This window comes from Streptomyces sp. NPDC051320 (genome assembly GCF_040682175.1).
GTDB lineage: Bacteria > Actinomycetota > Actinomycetes > Streptomycetales > Streptomycetaceae > Streptomyces.
The window spans coordinates 1-18,176 of sequence record NZ_JBFBAL010000019.1 but is presented as its reverse complement, the minus strand read 5'-3'; the positions used below and the strand labels follow the sequence as shown (position 1 = coordinate 18,176).

General features: G+C 70.2%; 18 protein-coding genes. 8 read left to right on the top strand and 10 right to left on the bottom strand.

What is annotated here, in order from left to right:
- Positions 1-102 precede the first annotated feature (102 nt).
- From AB0M87_RS30000 to AB0M87_RS29985, 4 genes are all read right to left on the bottom strand, one after another.
- A complete protein-coding gene (locus AB0M87_RS30000) occupies positions 103-627 on the bottom strand; it encodes an ATP-binding protein (RefSeq protein WP_365858509.1) in 525 nt (174 codons plus the stop codon).
- Positions 628-853: 226 nt separating this feature from the next.
- Positions 854-2,149 carry an MFS transporter gene (locus AB0M87_RS29995; protein ID WP_365858507.1) on the bottom strand — a complete coding sequence of 432 codons (1,296 nt, stop codon included), beginning with the start codon at positions 2,147-2,149 and terminating at the stop codon, positions 854-856.
- A complete protein-coding gene (locus AB0M87_RS29990; protein ID WP_365858505.1) occupies positions 2,146-2,634 on the bottom strand; it encodes a MarR family transcriptional regulator in 489 nt (162 codons plus the stop codon). The genes AB0M87_RS29995 and AB0M87_RS29990 overlap by 4 nt, the downstream gene beginning before the upstream one ends.
- Before the next feature lie 474 nt (positions 2,635-3,108).
- Positions 3,109-3,621, bottom strand: coding sequence for an NUDIX domain-containing protein (locus AB0M87_RS29985; RefSeq protein ID WP_365858503.1), 513 nt, complete (start codon positions 3,619-3,621; stop codon positions 3,109-3,111).
- 134 nt (positions 3,622-3,755) lie between these two features.
- Here AB0M87_RS29985 and AB0M87_RS29980 point away from each other — a divergent pair, with 134 nt between their 5' ends.
- The 3 genes from AB0M87_RS29980 to AB0M87_RS29970 all read left to right on the top strand — a co-directional run bounded on the left by AB0M87_RS29980 (position 3,756) and on the right by AB0M87_RS29970 (position 5,453).
- Positions 3,756-4,232, top strand: coding sequence for a helix-turn-helix transcriptional regulator (locus tag AB0M87_RS29980; RefSeq protein WP_365858501.1), 477 nt, complete (start codon positions 3,756-3,758; stop codon positions 4,230-4,232).
- Positions 4,233-4,249: 17 nt separating this feature from the next.
- Positions 4,250-4,993, top strand: coding sequence for a hypothetical protein (locus AB0M87_RS29975; protein WP_365858499.1), 744 nt, complete (start codon positions 4,250-4,252; stop codon positions 4,991-4,993).
- Between the two features lie 115 nt (positions 4,994-5,108).
- Positions 5,109-5,453: a DUF2516 family protein gene (locus AB0M87_RS29970; protein WP_365858497.1), complete on the top strand. Its 345-nt coding sequence runs from the start codon at positions 5,109-5,111 to the stop codon at positions 5,451-5,453.
- A gap of 76 nt (positions 5,454-5,529) precedes the next feature.
- On the opposite strand, the gene AB0M87_RS29965 is transcribed toward AB0M87_RS29970, so the two are convergent.
- From AB0M87_RS29965 to AB0M87_RS29955, 3 genes are all read right to left on the bottom strand, one after another.
- Positions 5,530-6,750 carry a fused response regulator/phosphatase gene (locus tag AB0M87_RS29965; protein ID WP_365858495.1) on the bottom strand — a complete coding sequence of 407 codons (1,221 nt, stop codon included), beginning with the start codon at positions 6,748-6,750 and terminating at the stop codon, positions 5,530-5,532.
- 264 nt (positions 6,751-7,014) lie between these two features.
- Positions 7,015-8,067: an NlpC/P60 family protein gene (locus AB0M87_RS29960; protein WP_365858493.1), complete on the bottom strand. Its 1,053-nt coding sequence runs from the start codon at positions 8,065-8,067 to the stop codon at positions 7,015-7,017.
- A 148-nt stretch (positions 8,068-8,215) separates the two neighbouring features.
- Positions 8,216-9,031 carry a class I SAM-dependent methyltransferase gene (locus AB0M87_RS29955; protein ID WP_365858491.1) on the bottom strand — a complete coding sequence of 272 codons (816 nt, stop codon included), beginning with the start codon at positions 9,029-9,031 and terminating at the stop codon, positions 8,216-8,218.
- A 144-nt stretch (positions 9,032-9,175) separates the two neighbouring features.
- On the opposite strand from AB0M87_RS29955, the gene mshA reads away from it, so the two are divergent.
- Both mshA and AB0M87_RS29945 read left to right on the top strand, forming a co-directional pair.
- Entirely contained in the window at positions 9,176-10,525 is a 1,350-nt protein-coding gene (mshA, locus tag AB0M87_RS29950; protein WP_365858489.1) for a D-inositol-3-phosphate glycosyltransferase, read from the top strand.
- On the top strand, positions 10,518-11,027 hold the full coding sequence (locus tag AB0M87_RS29945) for a YbjN domain-containing protein (protein WP_365858487.1): 510 nt from the start codon (positions 10,518-10,520) through the stop codon (positions 11,025-11,027). The genes mshA and AB0M87_RS29945 overlap by 8 nt, the downstream gene beginning before the upstream one ends.
- Before the next feature lie 36 nt (positions 11,028-11,063).
- Here the strand turns inward: AB0M87_RS29945 and AB0M87_RS29940 are convergent, their stop codons facing one another.
- The gene (locus tag AB0M87_RS29940; RefSeq protein ID WP_365858485.1) at positions 11,064-12,359 is read right to left on the bottom strand and encodes an MFS transporter; all 1,296 of its coding nucleotides are present in this window, start codon (positions 12,357-12,359) and stop codon (positions 11,064-11,066) included.
- 165 nt (positions 12,360-12,524) lie between these two features.
- On the opposite strand from AB0M87_RS29940, the gene AB0M87_RS29935 reads away from it, so the two are divergent.
- A complete protein-coding gene (locus AB0M87_RS29935; RefSeq protein ID WP_365858483.1) occupies positions 12,525-13,286 on the top strand; it encodes a phosphoglyceromutase in 762 nt (253 codons plus the stop codon).
- A gap of 211 nt (positions 13,287-13,497) precedes the next feature.
- On the opposite strand, the gene AB0M87_RS29930 is transcribed toward AB0M87_RS29935, so the two are convergent.
- Positions 13,498-15,192 (bottom strand): hypothetical protein, encoded by a 1,695-nt coding sequence (locus AB0M87_RS29930; protein ID WP_365858481.1) that lies wholly within the window; start codon positions 15,190-15,192, stop codon positions 13,498-13,500.
- Between the two features lie 642 nt (positions 15,193-15,834).
- Between AB0M87_RS29930 and AB0M87_RS29925 the strand changes: the two genes are divergently transcribed.
- The gene (locus AB0M87_RS29925; protein WP_365858479.1) at positions 15,835-16,155 is read left to right on the top strand and encodes a GYD domain-containing protein; all 321 of its coding nucleotides are present in this window, start codon (positions 15,835-15,837) and stop codon (positions 16,153-16,155) included.
- A gap of 26 nt (positions 16,156-16,181) precedes the next feature.
- On the opposite strand, the gene AB0M87_RS29920 is transcribed toward AB0M87_RS29925, so the two are convergent.
- Positions 16,182-17,468, bottom strand: a complete 1,287-nt coding sequence (locus tag AB0M87_RS29920) for a lanthionine synthetase LanC family protein (RefSeq protein WP_365858477.1) — start codon at positions 17,466-17,468, stop codon at positions 16,182-16,184.
- A 615-nt stretch (positions 17,469-18,083) separates the two neighbouring features.
- On the opposite strand from AB0M87_RS29920, the gene AB0M87_RS29915 reads away from it, so the two are divergent.
- On the top strand, positions 18,084-18,176 hold a 93-nt coding region (locus AB0M87_RS29915; RefSeq protein WP_365853399.1), incomplete at its 3' end, for a VOC family protein.

The following is an 18,176-nucleotide window of genomic DNA, read 5'->3' as shown; positions in this document are numbered from 1 at the left end:
TCAACCAAGGTTTCTGCCGGGCCCCGCTGGGCTCGTACTGCTCGACACCGGAAGACCGTTCCCTGGCGCCACCCGCGCCTGTCTCGCGGTGCGGGCCGGACCTCAACCCTTGACGGCCTCAGCGATCTGCAGGGCGGCCTGGGCGGGCGTGAGGTGTGTGGTGTCGACGACCTCGGCCTCGGCGTGCAGCCAGGTGCGGGCCGCCTCGGCGTAGGGCTCGAGGTATCTGAGACGGAACGGGGAGTCGGGGCCCAGAACGGTGTCCCCGGCGATGCGTCCGCGGAGGGTGGCCTGGTCGGCGTGGAGGACGAAGTGCCGTACCGGAATGGCACGGTGGGCTAGGCCCATGCTGATTTCGCGCCAGTACTGCTCGACCAGGACGGTCATCGGCATCACCAGAGTGCCGCCGGTGTAGTCGAGTACACGATGGGCGGTCTCGACGACGAGCTGCCGCCACGGCGGCCAGTGCTGGAAGTTGTCCGTCCGGGGCAGCCCCGGCGTGATGTCCATGAGTGTCTCGCCGACCTTCTCGGCGTCGAACACCCGTGAAGCGGGTATCAACTGCTGCACGAGTGCACTGGTCGTGGTCTTACCCGCGCCGTGGGTGCCGTTGAGCCATACGATCATGGTGCCTCACGCTAGCGCACCGAGAACGGCGCCAGCAGCTGTTCGACCACGCCTTCCGCGACGCGACGCCGTGCCGGGGATGGGCGCGATTTTCCGCCGACCGCGTGTCGAACCGGTCCGGCGGACGGCAGCCCACCATGGACTGAGCAGAACGAATGCGCTGAACCCCGCGGGGGTGGGTGACCGTGCTGCGCGTGCCCTCGCCGGGCGTCAAGACTTGGGCGAATCAGCAAGCCTGACCAGCGGCCGCCGCCGTGTCGGCGACCCCAGGGGCGGGCGCCCCGGCCGGGGCAGGCGGAGTGCGATAAGAGCGCAGGGCTCTGTTGGTCACGGCCACGGCGGCGATCGCCAGTATGGCGGACAGCCCGCCGGTGACCAGGGAGAAGGAGGCGGAGGTGGTCGACGCCAACAGGCCACCACGGAAGTTGCCGAGTTCGGGGCCTGCGACGCCGATGACGTGTTCCACGGAGGAGACCCGCCCCCGGTACGCGTCCGGGGTCTCCAGTTGCACCAGAGCACTGCGGGTGACCACCGACACGGTGTCGGCAGCGCCCGCCACGGCCAGACAGCCGAGCGCCAGCCACAGCGGCCCGGCCAGACCGAAACAGGCCAGCGCCAGGCCCCAGACACCGGCAGCGGACAACTGCACCAGGCCGCCCCGGCGCCAGTGCGTCACCGTTCCGGAGAGCAGACCGGCCGCAATCCCCCCGACCGCTACGGCCGAGAGGAGGAGGCCCAGAGTCTGCGGGTTGCCTTCGAAGCGGATCTCGTTGACCAGTGGGAAGAGCGCGATCGGCATGGCGAGCAGCGTCGCGGACAGGTCGGTGGCCATCGAACCCCACAGCGTCGGGCGCCGCAGGACGATCCCCCAGCCGCCACGCTCCGGCCGGCGCCTGCCACCTGCCGCACCGGCGCCCTGGGGTTCCATGGACGGAAGACGGATCACCGCGAGCATCGAGGCTGCCATGGCCACGGCCTGGGTTGCGTACGCGGCCGAGAAGTCCCAGCGGGCGATGATCAGCCCGGCCATCGCGGGCCCGGCCAGCATCGCCGCCTGGAAGGAGACGTTGGTGAGTGCGAGACCTGCCGCGACCTGGTCGCCCGGCAGCAGGCGGACCGGGAAGGTACGCCGGGCTGGAGCGCCCAGAGCGCTGCACGCCGTCCCCGTGGCGACCAGAGCGAGCAGCAGCATCACGTCACGGTTGTCCGCCAGTGCCTGGGCGCAGAGTCCTGCGGCGGCCAGCAGTTGGCCCGCGGTGGTGGCCCGCACCACCGCACGGCGGTCCACGGTGTCGGCCAACGTGCCGCCGAGCAGCCCGAACAGCACCATCGGCAGGCCGGTGGCGAGCCCGATGGCGCCGGTGCCCACTGGGCTGCCGGTCAGGTCCCAGACCTGGGCCAACACCGCCACGTTGGCTATCTGTCCGCCGAGTTGAGAGACCGAGGTGCCGATCCACAGGTCGCGAAACGACTGGCTGCTGCGCAGCGGGCGGGTGTCGAGGAACCGGGCACGTCCCCTCATCGCGGTGGCTCGACAAGGTGGTGAAGGATCCGCTGCCGCATCGAACGGTGCTTCAACGCCCGCCGCAACTCCTCGACGACGGTGGTCATCGCGTACGGGATCTCGCCGTCCAACTCGGCGACCGTCGCGTGCGTGGCGCGCCACTCGGCCTCCAGGAACGGCACCAGCGACCGGCCTCGTTCGGTCAGGTCGATCCGCCGGGTGCGGGCGTCGGGTCCTGGCTCGGAGGTGACGAGATCCTCCTTGCGCATGGCGGCGATGGTCTGGCTGATCGCGGAATGCGAGCGGTTGAGGGACTTCGCGAGCTCGCGAATGGTCAGTGGTCCGGCGTGGGCGAGCCGGATCAGCGGATAGGCGAACCGAGGCCGCACCCCCTCGATGCCACGCTCGACGTAGACCTGCTCGATCTCGGCATCCATGGCGGCCAGCAGTTCGTGCAGGGCGTGCCAGGGATCGGGTAGTGCGGTGGGATCCGAAAATGTCACAGCGCTAATATAACAGCACTGTGACAACGGGCGAAGCGACCGCCCCGGCGGAGGGGCGGCCTCGGCTTCGCGCGGGAGAGACGAGTTGGTCGGTTCGACCGGGGATTGGCCAGGTCGCTGGTCACAGCCGGCCGAACGCGGTCGCTTCCGCCGGGAAAGGACGCCGGGCGTGACGTCACATCGTGTGAGACGCAGCTGGCTGGTTGTCGTCAACCATCCACCCTGACCAGGCGGTTCCTGGGTCGCTGAGCACGACGGCTGTCGTCGGACTCGCATCGTTCTTGTCGTGGACCGTGCTCATCGCAAGCACGTCGTCGCCAACTCCGAAGATCGCCGACTTCCGAGAAAGGGGTGCCGTTTGTATGGCACACGACTGATCCACAAGGCGTCGCCGCCCCGTACGCAGCACGAACAGCCGCTTTCACAAGCCGCGTTGGCTGCAAGCGGGCCTCCCGGCCCGCGAGGCGAGCAAGGTCAGGACCGCGCGGACCGGAACGCGAGATACCGGCTGAAGGCTTCGTGGCTGTCGGGGGTGAAGCGCCACTCCAGCAGGGCCGACCGCAGCTCCGGCTCGGTCAGCCAGCCATGCCAGGCGACCTCATCGGGATCGGCGGTCACGCTGTCCGGCACCACGGCTTCGTGCACGCCGAGCCAGTGAGGGCTCAAACCGCTGCGGTTGAGGAACGTGAACAGCAAGCGCGGCAGCACACGCACGCCCAGCTCTTCGGTCAGCTCCCGCGCGGCGGCCTGTTCATAGGACTCGCCGACGTCCAGGGCGCCACCGACCACAACCTCACAGAGCCCGGGGAAGCGCGACAGCTGCTCCGACCGCCGATGGACGAGGATCCGCCCACGCTCATCACGACACACCGTCGCGGCGACCCGGTGCAGCCAAGCCTCCCGGATGGCCTGCCGGCGGCTGACCACCACCCCCAGCACACGATCTTGATCGTCGACACGCTCCACCAGTCCGTCCACGACGGACACCCTGGCAGAGTCCACCGACAGTGCCCCTCCCCGGCGACTATCGTGCTCAGGCTCATCGAGCGAACGGGTGGCGTGGCACACTTTTGCTAGCGTTCTGCTTGCAAAAGTTAGCGTTGTGGGTGCAGCATCGACGCATGGCATCACTCAACGTCGGCAACCTCGGCGAGTACCTCCGCGAGCAGCGGCGCACGGCGCAGCTGTCGCTGCGGCAGCTCGCCGATGCCGCAGGGGTGTCGAATCCGTACCTCAGTCAGATCGAGCGCGGGCTGCGCAAGCCGAGCGCGGACATCCTGCAGCAACTGGCCAAGGCGCTGCGGATCTCGGCGGAGACGCTGTACGTCCAGGCCGGGATCCTCGACGAGCGGGAGCGGGACGAGCTGGAGACGCGGGCCGTCATCCTGGCCGACCCCTCCATAACCGAGCGGCAGAAGCAGGTGCTGCTCCAGATCTACGAGTCCTTCCGCAAGGAGAACGGGCTCGCGACGGACACGCCCCGCACCGCGACGGACGCCGCACAGGTACCGGAGAACGAACCGCAGCCCGAAGCAGAGCAAGCGGTGGAGCAAGCAGAGCAAGCGGTAGAGCAAGCAGAAAAACACGAGCAGAACTGATCCGGAGGACTCCAGACATGGCCATCACCGACGACCTGCGCAAGACCCTCACCGACCCGACCCCGTTGTACTTCGCCGCGGGTACGGCCGACCTTGCCGTGCAGCAGGCCCGGAAGGTGCCCGCGCTGATCGAGAAGCTCCAGGCCGAGGCGCCGGCCCGCATCGACGCGGTGCGGAACACCGACCCGAAGTCCGTTTCGGACAAGGTGACCCTGCAGGCCAAGGAGGCGCAGGCCACCGTGACCGCGAAGGTCACCGAGGTGTTCGACTCCTTCGACAGCGACCTGAAGAAGTTCGGCGAGAACGCCCAGGACCTGGCGCTGCGGGGCGTCGGTATCGCCGCGGAGTACGCGGTCAAGGCGCGTGAGGCATACGAGAAGGTCGCCGAGCGCGGCGAGCAGACCGTGAAGCACTGGCGCGGCGAGGCGTCCGAAGAGATCGTCGACTTCGCGGTGGCCGTCGAGCCGGAGCCGGTGCGCAAGCCCGTGCCGAAGCCCACGTCGGTGGCCAAGCCGGCGCCGAAGACCGAGGTCAAGTCCGGGCCCACGTCCGGGACGGCGGCTGCGCCGAAGACCGGGTCCAAGTCGGAGCCGAAGAGTGCGAACAAGGCCGCGCCGAAGGTGGTCAAGGCCGACAGCAAGCCCTCGGCGGCCTCCCGCAAGCCGGTTGGCCCGCGTAAGCCCACGACGACGTCGGCGACGGCGGCGACTTCGCCGACGTCGGCGACGGCGAAGAAGGCGACCCCGCCGGCCGGGAAGTAAGCCGTACGGCGAGGGGGACGTGGTACGTCACGGGCCGGACACCTTCTCGGTGTCCGGCCCGTTCTCCGGGTAGCGTGGCCGTGTTGATGGCCGGGTCGAGCAGGTGGTGGGCGCAGTGCTGATGCAGGGTTTCGCGGGATTGATGTCGCTGTTGAGCTTGGCGCTGATCCTCTTCAGCGGCTTCGCGCTGGTGGACGCGGCGGTCCGCCGGGAGGACGCCTATCGCGCGGCCGGCAAGCAGACCAAGCCGTTCTGGCTGATCGTCCTGGCCATCGCGTTCGTCGTGAACTGGCTGTTCTCCATCTTGTCGTTCCTGCCGGTGATCGGGCTCATCGCGACCATCGTGTACATGGTCGACGTCCGGCCCGCGGTCCGCCAGATCGCCGGCGGGGGTGGCGGCCGCAGGGGCGGCGGCTCCAGCAGTGACGGGCCGTACGGGCCCTACAACGGCGGTCGTTAGACCCGGGCGTTGGACCGGCGGACGTTGGACCGGCGGGAGCCGGGCCGGCGCTGCTCAACCGGTCGGCCTCGGCCGGTCAGCGCCTGCGTTCCAGCAGCAGGACGGCCACGTCGTCCGTCAGTTCGCCGCCGTTGAGCTCACGTACCTCGGCGACCGCCGCCTCCAGCAGGCTCTCGCCGCGCAGCCCCGCCGTCAGCTGCCGGTCGATCATGGCCACCATGCCGTCCTGGCCCAGGCGCTGAGTGCCCTCGCCGATCCGGCCCTCGATCAGCCCGTCCGTGTACATCAGCAGGTTCCAGGTGCCGCCGAGTTCGACCTGGCGGCGCGGCCAGCGGGCGCGTGGCAGCAGGCCGAGCGCGGGTCCGCCGTCCTCGTACGGGAGCAGCTGGGCGGTTCCGTTGTCGCGGGAGACCAGCGGGGCGGGATGGCCGGCCAGGCAGAGACCGGCCCGTCGTCCGTCCGGGGAGATGTCGACCGTGCAGAGGGTGGCGAACAGTTCCTCGCTCTCCCGCTCGTGCTCCAGGACCTCCTGGAGGGTGGAGAGCAACTGGTCGCCGCAGAGCCCGGCGAGCGTCAACGCGCGCCAGGCGATGCGGAGTTCGACACCGAGCGCGGCCTCGTCGGGGCCGTGGCCGCAGACGTCGCCGATCATCGCGTGCACGGTGCCGTCCGGGGTGCGGACCACGTCGTAGAAGTCGCCGCCGAGCAGGGCGCGGGAGCGGCCGGGGCGGTACCGGGCGGCGAAGCGCAGGTCCGAGCCGTCGAGCAACGGCGTCGGCAGCAGGCCGCGTTCCAGCCGGGCGTTCTCCTGGGCGCGCAGCCGGGACTCGGCCAGTTTGAACTGCGCGGTGTCGGCGCGTTTGCGTTCCACGGCATACCGGATGGCGCGATTCAGCAGCCTGCCGTCCAGTTCGTCGCGGAGCAGATAGTCCTGCGCGCCGACCCGGACCGCCTCGGCGGCCCGTTCCTCGTGAACGGACGGGGCCAGCGCCAGTACGGCGTGGTTGGGCGCGAGCCTGAGGACATGCCGCAGCACGGAAAGGCCGTCGTCATCGTCGGCACCCTGCAGTGCGAGGTCGAGCAGGATGCAGTGGACGTCGTCGGTCAGCAGCCGCTCGGCCTCGGTGAGGTTGCGGGCGGTGCGGACACGCACCCGCTTTCCGGCAGCGTCGAGCATCTCCGGGACCGTGAAAGTGCCCGCCGGGTCGTTCTCGATCACCAGCAGCGTGAGGTCGGTGCTGCCGGTCGAGTCCGGTCCCTTGGTCTGTTGGGGCAGAACGGCCTGACCGCTCTCCATCGCTTCGGTTTCCTTCCCTCCCCCCGAGGGCACGGTGCGACGCCAGTCGGCGCCCCACCAGACGGGGACCATAGCCGGTCGCGGGCCCCCAACGGAATGGCGTGCGAGAAACGGCGCGGGGCATATGCCGCCTCCCGCCAGGCATGCGGCGGTTTGGCGGTGGCCGCGGCCATGACGAACGTCACTGCACCGGCCCTGCGGGTCCGTGACGTACGCAACTACGCGTCCGTGACACACGCAACTACGCGTCCGCGACGTACGCGACTACGCGTCCGGTCGCACCACGCCCAGAATCGGCATGGATCCCGCGCCGCCGATGCTGACGTTCCTGCCGGGCCGCGGCGCGTTCACCATGGCCCCGTCGCCGAGGTACATACCGACATGGGTCGCGTCCGAGAAGTAGATGATCAGGTCGCCGGGGCGCATGTCCTTCACCGCCACGTGCGGCAGCTGCTTCCACTGCTCCTGCGAGGTGCGCGGGATGGGGTGTCCGGCCGCCGCCCAGGCCTGCGAGGTCAGCCCGGAGCAGTCGTACGACTTCGGGCCCTCGGCGCCCCAGACGTAGGGCTTGCCGATCTGCTCGGTCGCGAAGGCGACGGCCTTCTTGCCCTGGGCGCTGGCCTTGTTGTTGATCTCCTTGAGGATGCCGGAGCTCAGCCAGCTGGTCTGCGCCTTGTCCTCGTGCTCCCGCTCCAGCTCGGCCAGCCGCTCGCGTTCCTTCTTGGCCAGGCCCGATTCCAGGTTCTTGGCCGCCGCGAGTTTCTTCTCGACGTCCTTCTTGGCCTTCGCCTGCTGGGTGCGGTTGGCCTCCAGCCGCCGCCACTGGGCGCTCGCGTCCCGGGTGTACGCCGTCAGCTCCTGCTGGCTCGTGTCGAGTTCGGCCAGCAACGTCTGCTGGGCGTGCTGCCCGGCGCGCAGCCGGTCCGCCCCGTCCAGGAATTTCGCCGGGTCGCCGCTGAGCAGCAGCTGGGCCTCGGGCGGCAGTCCGGCGTCCCGGTACTGGGCGCGGGCCTCGCTGCCCAGCTGCTGCTTCAGCAGGTCGATCTTCGTCTGGCCCTTGACGATGTCCTGGCCCAGTTCGACGAGCAGCGTGGACTGCTTGGCGGCCTGCTCCTTGGCGAGGTTGTACGCGTCGGTGGCGGCGCCCGCCTTGCGGTAGAGCGCGTCGACCTCCTTGCGTACCTCTTCGAGGCTCTTCTTCGGTGCTCCGGCGGCAGGGGGCGGCTGAGAGTCGGCGTACGCAAGGGTCGGCGCTGCCAGCACGGTCATCGTGCAGACCAGTGTGATCGCAGCGGCAACACAGCGGCGTCGGTTCACGGGCTCCCCCTGCAAAGCTGATTAACCGTCAGTAACGTACTGTCCCCGGCGAGATGCTGCCACATACGCCGCGAATGCGACAGAGCCCTCCAACGCCCGACCCGGCTTCGGCCCCGGCCCCCGACTCCTCCGACGAATCGGAGCCTGCTCAGGTTCCCGGCCGTGGCGCCAGCGCCGCCCAGTCGACGGTGACTTCACCCTGCCGCCACCGGCGGACATCGTCCGCCAGCGGCCAGTCCACCGAGATGCTGCGGACGGCCGTGATCCAGCGCTGCCGGGCGCCGAGCGGTGCATACGGGGCGGCCGCCGCCCAGGCCCGGTCGAAGTCCCGCAGAAAGGCATGGACCGGCTCGCCCGGCACGTTGCGGTGGATCAGCGCCTTGGGAAGCCGCTCCGCCAGGTCGGAAGGACGCCCCAGGGAGCCGAGGCGGGTGGCGAAGGTGACGGTGCGGGGGCCCGCCGGATCGAGCGCGACCCAGACATGCCGCCGTCCGATCTCGTCGCAGGTGCCCTCGACCAGCAGGCCGCCCGGGGCCAGCCGGGCACGCAGCCGGTGCCAGACGGCGGCCACCTCCGCCTCGTCGTACTGCCGCAGCACATTGGCCGCCCGGATCAGCACCGGCCGCCGGTCGGTGGGCGGAACCTCGAAACCCCCGTGCCGGAAGGTCAGCCCGGGCCGTTCGTACGGCTTCGCGGCGGCCACCCTGGCCGGCTCGATCTCGATGCCGACGACCTCGGCGGCGGATGCTGCCGTACGCAGCCGCCGCAGCAGTTCGACGGCGGTCCAGGGGGCGGCCCCGTACCCCAGATCCACCGCGAGCGGATCATCCGAGCGGCGCAGCGCGGAGCCGTGTACAGCGGTGATCCAGCGGTCCATGCGGCGCAGCCGGTTGGGGTTGGTGGTCCCACGGGTCACGGCGCCGACCGGGCGGGTGCCGACGGAGCGGGAGGGGGGCGGGGCCATGCGTCGAGGATATGTGAGCCGCGTCCGGGTAATTATTCGGTAAAGCGGAAATGCGGGAGGAGCTCCCGCTGTTCCCCCTCCAGTGCCGGGGTACTCGACGCTGTGCCCTGCATGCCCGTGCCACGCGAGGAGAGGACCGCCCACGTGAGCCAGTACGTGTCCCGGCTCGGCGGACGGATCGGCGCACCCGCACGGCCGCCCAGGCTGATGTTCGCCGGGCACCGCAAGCCGCGCAGGGTCGCCATGCTGAGCGTGCACACCTCACCGCTGCACCAGCCGGGCACGGGCGACGCGGGCGGTATGAACGTCTACATCGTGGAGCTCGCCAAGCGGCTGGCCGCGATCAACATCGAGGTCGAGATCTTCACCCGGGCCACCACCGGCGGCCTGCGGCCTCTCGTGGAACTGGCACCCGGCGTGCTGGTGCGCCACGTGGACGCGGGCCCGTACGAGGGCCTGGCCAAGGAGGAGCTGCCGGCTCAGCTCTGTGCCTTCACCCACGGCGTGATGCAGGCCTGGGCGGGCCACCGGCCCGGCTACTACGACCTGGTGCACTCCCATTACTGGCTCTCCGGCCACGTCGGCTGGCTGGCCGCCGAGCGCTGGGGCGCGCCCCTGGTGCACGCCATGCACACCATGGCCAAGGTCAAGAACGCGGCGCTCGCCGAAGGTGACACGCCCGAGCCCGCCGCGCGCGTCATCGGCGAGACGCAGATCGTCCGGGCCGCTGACCGGCTGATCGCCAACACCGCCGAGGAGGCGGACGAGCTGGTCCGCCACTATGACGCCGAGGCCGGCAAGGTCGCCGTGGTCCACCCCGGCGTGAACCTCGACCGCTTCCGCCCCGCCGACGGCCGCGCCGCGGCCCGGGCCAGGCTCGGCCTGCCGCAGGACGCCTTCGTCCCGCTCTTCGCCGGCCGTATTCAGCCGCTGAAGGCCCCCGACATCCTGCTGCGCGCGGTGGCAGTGCTGCTCGACCAGGACCCGTCGCTGCGCTCCCGGATGGTGGTCCCCGTCGTCGGAGGACCGTCCGGCAGCGGCCTCGCCAAGCCGGAGGGCCTGCACAAGCTGGCCGCCCGGCTGGGCATCTCCGAAGTCGTCCGCTTCTGCCCGCCGGTCGGCCAGGACCAGCTCGCGGACTGGTTCCGGGCCGCGTCGGTGCTCGTCATGCCCTCGTACAACGAGTCCTTCGGCCTGGTCGCCATAGAGGCCCAGGCGGTCGGCACACCGGTGGTCGCCGCCGCGGTGGGCGGGCTGCCCGTCGCCGTACGCGAAGGGACCACGGGTTTCCTGATCCCCGGCCACGACCCCGTCCAGTACGCGCAGGCGCTGCGCCGCTTCATCGAAGCCCCGCACCTGGTCGCCCGGATGGGCGATGCCGCCGCCCGGCACGCCCAGTCCTTCGGCTGGGACACCGCGGCCTCGGCGACGGCGGACGTCTACACGGCCGCGATGCACGAACACCGCCGTCGCGTACGCTCGCACCATGGCTGACGCGACCGACGCGACCGACGCACGACGGGTCATCGAGCAGGCGTTCCTCGACGCCGAGCTGGAGTGGGAGTCCCCGGAAACCGGGTCCTACGTGGTCAAGCTCCCCGGCACCCGGAAACTCTCCACCACCTGTTCGCTGATCCTCGGCAAACACTCACTGTCCGTCAACGCCTTCGTGATGCGGCACCCCGACGAGAACGACGCCGCGGTGCACCGCTGGCTCCTCGAGCGGAACCTCCGTCTCTACGGGGTGAGTTACGCGATCGATTCCCTCGGCGACATCTACCTGGCGGGCAAACTCCCGCTGTCCGTGGTGACCCCGGACGAGATCGACCGCCTGCTGGGATCGGTACTGGAAGCGGCGGACGGCCCCTTCAACGCCCTGCTCGAGCTGGGCTTCGCGAGCGCGATCCGGCGGGAGTACGCGTGGCGGGTGGACCGGGGCGAGTCCACCCGGAACCTGGACGCGTTCACCCACCTGACCGGTGGCTCGGCAAGCTGAACGCTGCGGCGGCTCGCGGCGGGCCCTGCCGGGCCGCTACTGAGCGGGCGCCGTCCCGGCTGCGTCGGTTCGCGGCGCCACGGGCGCCTGCGTCACCGGCGCCGGGTCCCCGGCGAGTACGGCCGATGCCTCCGCCGGCAGCCCCCGCAGCAGCAGCCAGTACCCCAGACCGGCCACCGTGCCCAGCGCGGCGCACGTCCCCCACAGCCACTCCGCGCCCAAGTGGTCGATGACCAGGCCGGACATCAGCGGCGCGATCAGCGCGGCCGCCGACCAGGACATCGTGTACATGCCCTGGTAGCGGCCCCGGCCGTGTACCGGGGAGAGGCGGACCACCAGGCCCGTCTGGGTCGGCGCGTTGACGATCTCGGCGATGGTCCAGACGCAGACCGTCATCGCGTACAGACCGATCGACCCGGCGAAAGCGGTCAGGCCGAATCCGTAACCCGCCAGCACCGAGGAGATGATCAGTAGCCGACGAGGGTCGCGGTGTTCGATGAAGCGGGTGACCGGGATCTGCAGGACGACGATCAGTACGCCGTTGACCGCGACCGCCATGCCGTAGTCGGCGCTGCTGAAGCCATCCTCGCCCATGGCCACGGGGAGCCCCACGGAGGCCTGCTGGAAGATCAGCGCGACCACGAAGGACAGCCCGACGATGCTCATGAACCGGCCGTCGCGCAGCACCGTGCCCAGCCGGACGGCGGCGTCGCCCGTCTTCTCCACCGCGCTGCGGACCGGCCGCGACTCGGGCAGTTTCAGGAACACCACGACCGCGCAGGCAAGCGTCAGCGCTGCCTCGCCGAGGAAGCCCGCGAGATAGCTGTACTGGGCGATGAATCCGGCCCCGGCCGACGAGACCGCGAACCCCAGGTTGATCGCCCAGTAGTTGAGGGAAAACGCCCGGACCCGGTCCTCCGGCTTCACGATGTCGGCCATCATCGCCTGCACGGCGGGGCGCGAGGCGTTCGACGTCATGCCCACCAGAAAGGCCACGGCGGCGATCGACACCGGGTCCCGCATGAAACCGAGCAGCGCCACCGAGAAGGCCGTCGATGTCTGGGCGACGAGCAACGTCGGCCGCCGCCCGAGCCGGTCCGCCATCACACCGGCCACCAGCGACGAGACCACCCCGCCGAGCCCGTGCAGCGAGGCCACCAGGCCCGCGTAGGAGGCCGAATAGCCTCGGTCAAGGGTGAGATAGAGCGCCATGAACGTGGCGACGAACGCGCCGAGCCGGTTGATCAGGGTGCTGGTCCAGAGCCACCAGAACTCCCGGGGCAGCCCCGAAACGCTCTCTTGTGCGGCGCGCCGGAGACGGGCGACGGGCATCGGAATCCCCCCAGGGATGCGGCACGGACATGTAAGCGTCGCTCGGGACTCTGGGAGATTACATAGCCGCCATTCCCGTCGCCACTCAATTGACGCCGCGCGTCAATCCAGGGCCCTCCACGGCCGTCAGTCGTCGCGCGAAACGGGTGGATTAGGCTCAGGGGTATGGCCGACGCACCGTACAAGCTGATCCTCCTCCGCCACGGCGAGAGCGAATGGAACGCAACGAACCAGTTCACCGGTTGGGTGGACGTCAACCTGACGGCGAAGGGCGAGAAGGAGGCGGTCCGTGGCGGTGAGCTGCTCAAGGACGCCGGCCTGCTCCCCGACGTCGTACACACCTCGCTCCAGAAGCGCGCCATCCGCACCGCCCAGCTGTCCCTCGAGGCCGCGGACCGCCACTGGATCCCGGTGCACCGCTCCTGGCGCCTGAACGAGCGCCACTACGGCGCGCTGCAGGGGAAGGACAAGGCCCAGACGCTCGCCGAATTCGGCGAGGAGCAGTTCATGCTGTGGCGGCGTTCCTACGACACCCCGCCGCCCGCCCTCGAGGACGGCGCGCAGTACTCCCAGAGCGACGACCCGCGCTACGCGACGATCCCGCCGGAGCTGCGCCCGCAGACCGAGTGCCTCAAGGACGTCGTCGTCCGGATGATGCCGTACTGGTACGACAGCATCATCCCCGACCTGCTGACCGGCCGCACGGTCCTGGTCGCCGCCCACGGCAACTCGCTGCGCGCCCTGGTCAAGCACCTCGACGGCATCTCGGACGCGGACATCGCCGGCCTGAACATCCCGACCGGCATCCCGCTCCAGTACGACCTGGACGCCGACTTCCGCCCGGTCAACCCGGGCGGCACCTACCTCGACCCGGACGCGGCAGCGGCGGCCATCGAGGCGGTCAAGAACCAGGGCAAGAAGAAGTAGCTTCCGTGATCACGCCTCCCACCTGCGCATACGGCGCGGACGGGAGGCGTTTTCATGTCGGGGCCCACTCCGGGCCCTCAGCGAGGGGGATCGTCCGGCCGCAGAGCCTTGCCGAGAGCCTGCCGCGCACGGTCACGACTGCTGCGTCCAGGGCGACGCCGTCGGCCTCGGTCCTCCTGCACAGCAGCGATCGCACCCAAGCCCTGCCCGGCTACGACGGGCCCGCTACCGACGCCGTGCGTAGCGTCGGCAGAGGCAGCAGCACCGGCTCCCCCGTGGGCTGCGTGGTGCAGGCGTCGTGGCACTCGGCGTCCAGGCTGCAGCACAGCGAGCAGATCGGCCCGGCGTGCGCGGGGCAGTCGGCGATGTCGGGCAGTTCGTAGGCGGTGTCGCACACCGCGCAGACGTGCGTCGCGCTTTCGTCGGCGACGTCCACGCCGGGACCGTTGACCGGGTTGGTGCGCGCCAGGTAGTAACGGCCCTTGGTGGCCCAGGCGATCAGCGGGCACAGCGCCATCGACAGACCGAGCGCGATGAAGGTGCTGAATGCCTTGCCGTACGGGCCGAAGGCGCCGAAGAAGGCGGCGATCGACACCACCGAGGCGATCGTCATCGCGCCGAAGCCCGCGGGGTTGACCGACCGCAGATAGGCGCGCTTGAACTCGATGTACTTCGGGCTGAGCCCGAGCGGTTTGTTGATGACCAGGTCGGCCGCGACCGCGGCGATCCACGCGATGCCGATGTTGGAGTAGAAGCCCAGCAGGGTGTTGAGGGCGCTGAACATGTTCATCTCCATCAGCGCCAGCGAGATCGCCACGTTGAGGAAGATGTACCAGACCCGGCCGGGGTGCCGGTGGGTGATGCGGGAGAAGAAGTTCGACCACGACAGCGAACCCGAGTAGGCGTTGGTGGTGTTGATCTTGATTTGGGACACGACGACGTAGACGGCGGCGACCGGCAGCGCGGCGGCGCCGAACCAGGGGCGCAGCGCCTCGACGTAGGGGGCGATCGGCTGCAGGGCGTCTGTCTTGCCGACCGCGACCAGGGCGCAGAACGCCAGGAAGGCGCCGCCGAGTTGCTTGAGCGCGCCGATGACGACCCAGCCGGGCCCGGCGGTCAGCACCGCGAACTCCCATGTGCGGGCGTTCCCCGGCGTCTTCTTCGGCATGAAGCGCAGGTAGTCGGCCTGCTCGCCGATCTGCCCGATGAGGGAGAGCGCGATCCCCACGCCGGTACCCCAGCCGATCAGCGTGAAGCCCTGCTCGGTGCCGTTGGCGCCGGCAAAATGCGTGAACCGGCCGAACTTCTCCGGGGAGTTGATGGCGAGTGCGACGAACGGCAGGGCCATGCCGACCAGCCAGACCGGCTGGGTCCACGCCTGGAGCCTGGCCAGCGCACTCATGCCCTTGAAGACGAACGGGATGACGATGAGCGTGGTCAGCAAGTAACCGACGGGAAGCGGCAGGTGGAGCGCCTGGTGGAAGGCTTGCGCCATGATCGAGCCTTCGAGCGCGAAGAAGATGAAGGTGAAGCCGGCGTAGATCAGCGAGGTCAGCGTCGAGCCGAAGTACCCGAATCCGCAGCCGCGGGTCAGCAGGTCCATGTCCACGCCGTACCGGGCGACCGCACGGGCGATCGGTATCCCGGTGACGAAGATGATGAAGGCCGCGGTCGCGATGGATGCGGCGGCGTTGGTGAATCCGTAGCCGAAGGCGATCGAGGCGCCGATCGCGAAGTCGGCGAGGTAGGCGATACCGCCGAGTGCGGTGGAGGCGACCATCGTCGGCGACCAGCGGCGGAATGAGTGCGGGGCGTAGCGCAGCGAGTAGTCCTCGCGGCTCTCGTCGGCAGCCATCTTGGCGTAGGAGCGCTTGGGGCGGGGGGAGCTCAACACGGTGTCCGTCATCCGACGGAAGGTAGGGGCGACACGTGACAACCGCGCTCCGCACACGATTGCCCCGGCGTTACGGGGTACGACGCGGCGTTACAGGTGGGTGACAACCGGGAGTCAGCGCACCGGCGGGTGGTACCTGACCCGCTGGCGGTCGGCCGGGGTAACGACCTGGTGCACGATAGCGAGCGGGCTCCCGACGCCCGGCGGCTCAGCCTCCGGCGTTGTCGTCAGTCGACGACGTCCCCCAGCCTGGCCGCCGGGAGGTGCCCCCACCGCGTCGCCTCCCTCCTCCGCCTCGGATGCGAAGCCGCATGACGCCACCAGACGTGACCACCCCGCGGGGCGATGAAGATGAGCCGCTCGGACCGGGGGACGGTGGCCTCCCTGGGCCTACTGTCCTTGGGCGATGCGAAGACGGTATTGCTGCGCACGGCGAAGAGTCGTTCTGCCGCCCCCGGATGACGCGCCTTGTGCCCACGGTGGGAGGTCGAACCGAGCAAGCAGCGCAGGGGTCCCGGTGAGATGTCCATCGTCCACAGCCGCGCTCGCGCAGGTCTGTGGGCTTCAAACGGGTGAATCAATCCGACGGTGAGGGGCGGCGGGCGTGACAGCGGGAAAGCCATTCCGGATACCGGACGAGCAAGGGGCATCCCTGTGCCAAAGTTCCTCATCCAGTCCACCTACACGCCCGAGGGCACCAAAGGCCTGCTCAAGGAGGGCGCGAGTGGCCGCCGCGCCGCCGTGGAGCGGGTCGTCGCCGACCTCGGCGGCAAGGTCGAGGCCATGTACTTCTCCTTCGGGGAGGACGACTTCCTGTGCATCCTCGACCTCCCCGATCCGGCGTCCATGGCCGCCGTGAGCCTCACTGTCAAGGCCAGCGGAGCCCTCCACACCCGTGCCACGCCCCTCCTCACCGTCGACGAGATCGACGAAGCCGCCCGTCGGCAGGTCGCCTTCCGCGCTCCCGGTATGTAAGTCGGCGGGACTGACTGAGCGGACGGCTAGGGAACCTGACGCCGTCCCGGCGCCTGAACGGTCACCGGAGGCTGGTCCGGCCAGGCGAACGCGTACCGGGGGTCGCCCCCGCGGCTCAGCCGGACGAAGCGCAGGAGCTCGCGGACGATGCCCGCGTTGCCCATCGCCCAGCCGGTGCGCGGTTCGAGGTCGTTCGGGGCGACCCGGTGCTCGACGTTGGACCAGCGGGCGCCGTCGCGGTCCCGGGTCGCTCGGGCGACGAGATCCGCGACCAGGACGTGGGCGAAATCGGTCGGGTCCTGCTGTTCGGCGATCCGGTCGAGGGCCAGGGCGAGGACGCCCGCGGTGCCGCAGCAGCGGCCGTTGTTGTCCCAGAAACCGGGGCGCAGCCGCTGGGGCAGGCCGGAGCCGATCACCGTGTGCCAGCAGCGGTCGGCGAGGGCGGGCCAGACGGGGTCGGCCGTGCTGTCCCGCAGCAGCCGGAAGACCTGGGCGTCGCCGGCCGGGCCGTGGCACCAGCCGTAACTGATCGGCTCGACCACATCGGGGCGGTGTTGCGGCGTGGAGTGCGGCACCAAAAAGCCCTCCGGCCCCGCTTCGTCGCGCGCCACGACGCCCGCGGCACCGGCCAGCGCCAACTCGAACAGGTCCGCACGGCCGGTGGCTTCGCCGACCCGGGCGAGCGCCAGGACGATGCCGAGCGTGCCGTGCGAGATGTGGTGCAGACGGGGTTCGATGCCCGGTCGATGGGCCCAGTGGACGCCCGCCGGGGTCTGCTCCGCCGTCCGCAGATACGGCTCCATGGCGAGGACAGCCAGCTCGGCGTCGCCGGCCAGAAGTGCACCGAGACCGATCCCTGCGTTGCCGCCCATCAGCTCGAACAGCTCGCCCCACCGGGTCCCGTCGAAGCGTGACCGCACGCGTTCCAGCGCGCGGTCGGCGGCAGCGCCGGCGAGCGTGTCGCCGAGCTCTTCGTGGAGGGCCCGCAGGACGAGTGCCATTCCGGTGCGGCCGAAGTAGAGGGAGTCGTCGTCGATGCCGTCGACGGCGTCCGCGAGGCTGCGGCCCGCGCTCAGGGCGGCGTCGGCGTAGGAGTCGTCGCCGAAGTGCCGCCACGCCTCCAGGAGTACGGGGACGTTCCCGGACGTACCGCTGTAGAGCATCGGATCGAGCTCGTCGTCCGAGGGGCTGGTCGTCCAGGCGAGGCCGCCTCGGGAGGTTTCCCGCGCCGTCTCGATCAGCCACCGCAGCCCGTCCACCGCGAGCCCCTCGACCTCGTCGACATCCACGTCCGTGGCTCCTGGCGCCGTCATGCGCCCACTCTCGCATGATCGTCCGGACCTGCCCAGAGAGCGGCGGGGCTCCGCAGCACCACGACGGTGGAGGAAGGGTGCGTCACTGCGTAATGGCGTGCCGTTTCTGCCAGTTGATGTCGCTCATGGACTCCGTAGTGAGGCCGCTGCGACGTTGCTCGGCCCTTCGAGCAGGACAGCTGCCCGGACGTGCAGCCGCGCGGCCGATTCGCGCGCACGGGTCATCGGGGCCACCGGCCGCCCACGCGATGACCGCCTCCCGGTGTGGCTGCATGTCGGCCATGAGCGAGTCTCCGCCCTTGCCGGCCACTACGAAGGGGAATTCAGCTGCTGCCCATGGCCAGAGTTCGTTTGATGCCGCGCCGGTGATGGGACGGCGCCCAAGGGGTTTTCCGCCAGCATGACGAGCCAGATCTGCGTTGGCCGAGAGGCAGGGGTCGGTCATGGGTCGGCGAGGTTCGCGTAGCGGAAGGCGGGAGTCGCTGCCGCATTCCCTTTCGGGGGGAGCCCGGCGGCGGTCCGGCGTACCGCCACGCATGCCCGCCGTGGCGGCGGGTACGACTCCTCCGTACTGGGACGTCGCGGAAGCGGCCGGAGAGCGAGGGGTGTCGGAAAGTGATCCGAAAGCTGCAGGCGGTCGCGTTGGACTGCGCCGATCCGGTACGGCTGGCGGAGTTCTACGCGGAGTTGCTCGGCGGTCGGGTGGTC

Excerpts from the sequence above, each read along its gene's own strand:
- AB0M87_RS30000 (WP_365858509.1), bottom strand. The coding sequence starts at position 627 with ATGATCGTATGGCTCAACGGCACCCACGGCGCGGGTAAGACCACGACC.
- AB0M87_RS29995 (WP_365858507.1), bottom strand. The coding sequence starts at position 2,149 with ATGAGGGGACGTGCCCGGTTCCTCGACACCCGCCCGCTGCGCAGCAGC.
- AB0M87_RS29980 (WP_365858501.1), top strand. The coding sequence starts at position 3,756 with ATGGCATCACTCAACGTCGGCAACCTCGGCGAGTACCTCCGCGAGCAG.
- AB0M87_RS29975 (WP_365858499.1), top strand. The coding sequence starts at position 4,250 with ATGGCCATCACCGACGACCTGCGCAAGACCCTCACCGACCCGACCCCG.
- AB0M87_RS29965 (WP_365858495.1), bottom strand. The coding sequence starts at position 6,750 with ATGGAGAGCGGTCAGGCCGTTCTGCCCCAACAGACCAAGGGACCGGAC.
- AB0M87_RS29955 (WP_365858491.1), bottom strand. The coding sequence starts at position 9,031 with ATGGCCCCGCCCCCCTCCCGCTCCGTCGGCACCCGCCCGGTCGGCGCC.
- AB0M87_RS29945 (WP_365858487.1), top strand. The coding sequence starts at position 10,518 with ATGGCTGACGCGACCGACGCGACCGACGCACGACGGGTCATCGAGCAG.
- AB0M87_RS29940 (WP_365858485.1), bottom strand. The coding sequence starts at position 12,359 with ATGCCCGTCGCCCGTCTCCGGCGCGCCGCACAAGAGAGCGTTTCGGGG.
- AB0M87_RS29935 (WP_365858483.1), top strand. The coding sequence starts at position 12,525 with ATGGCCGACGCACCGTACAAGCTGATCCTCCTCCGCCACGGCGAGAGC.
- AB0M87_RS29930 (WP_365858481.1), bottom strand. The coding sequence starts at position 15,192 with ATGACGGACACCGTGTTGAGCTCCCCCCGCCCCAAGCGCTCCTACGCC.
- AB0M87_RS29920 (WP_365858477.1), bottom strand. The coding sequence starts at position 17,468 with ATGACGGCGCCAGGAGCCACGGACGTGGATGTCGACGAGGTCGAGGGG.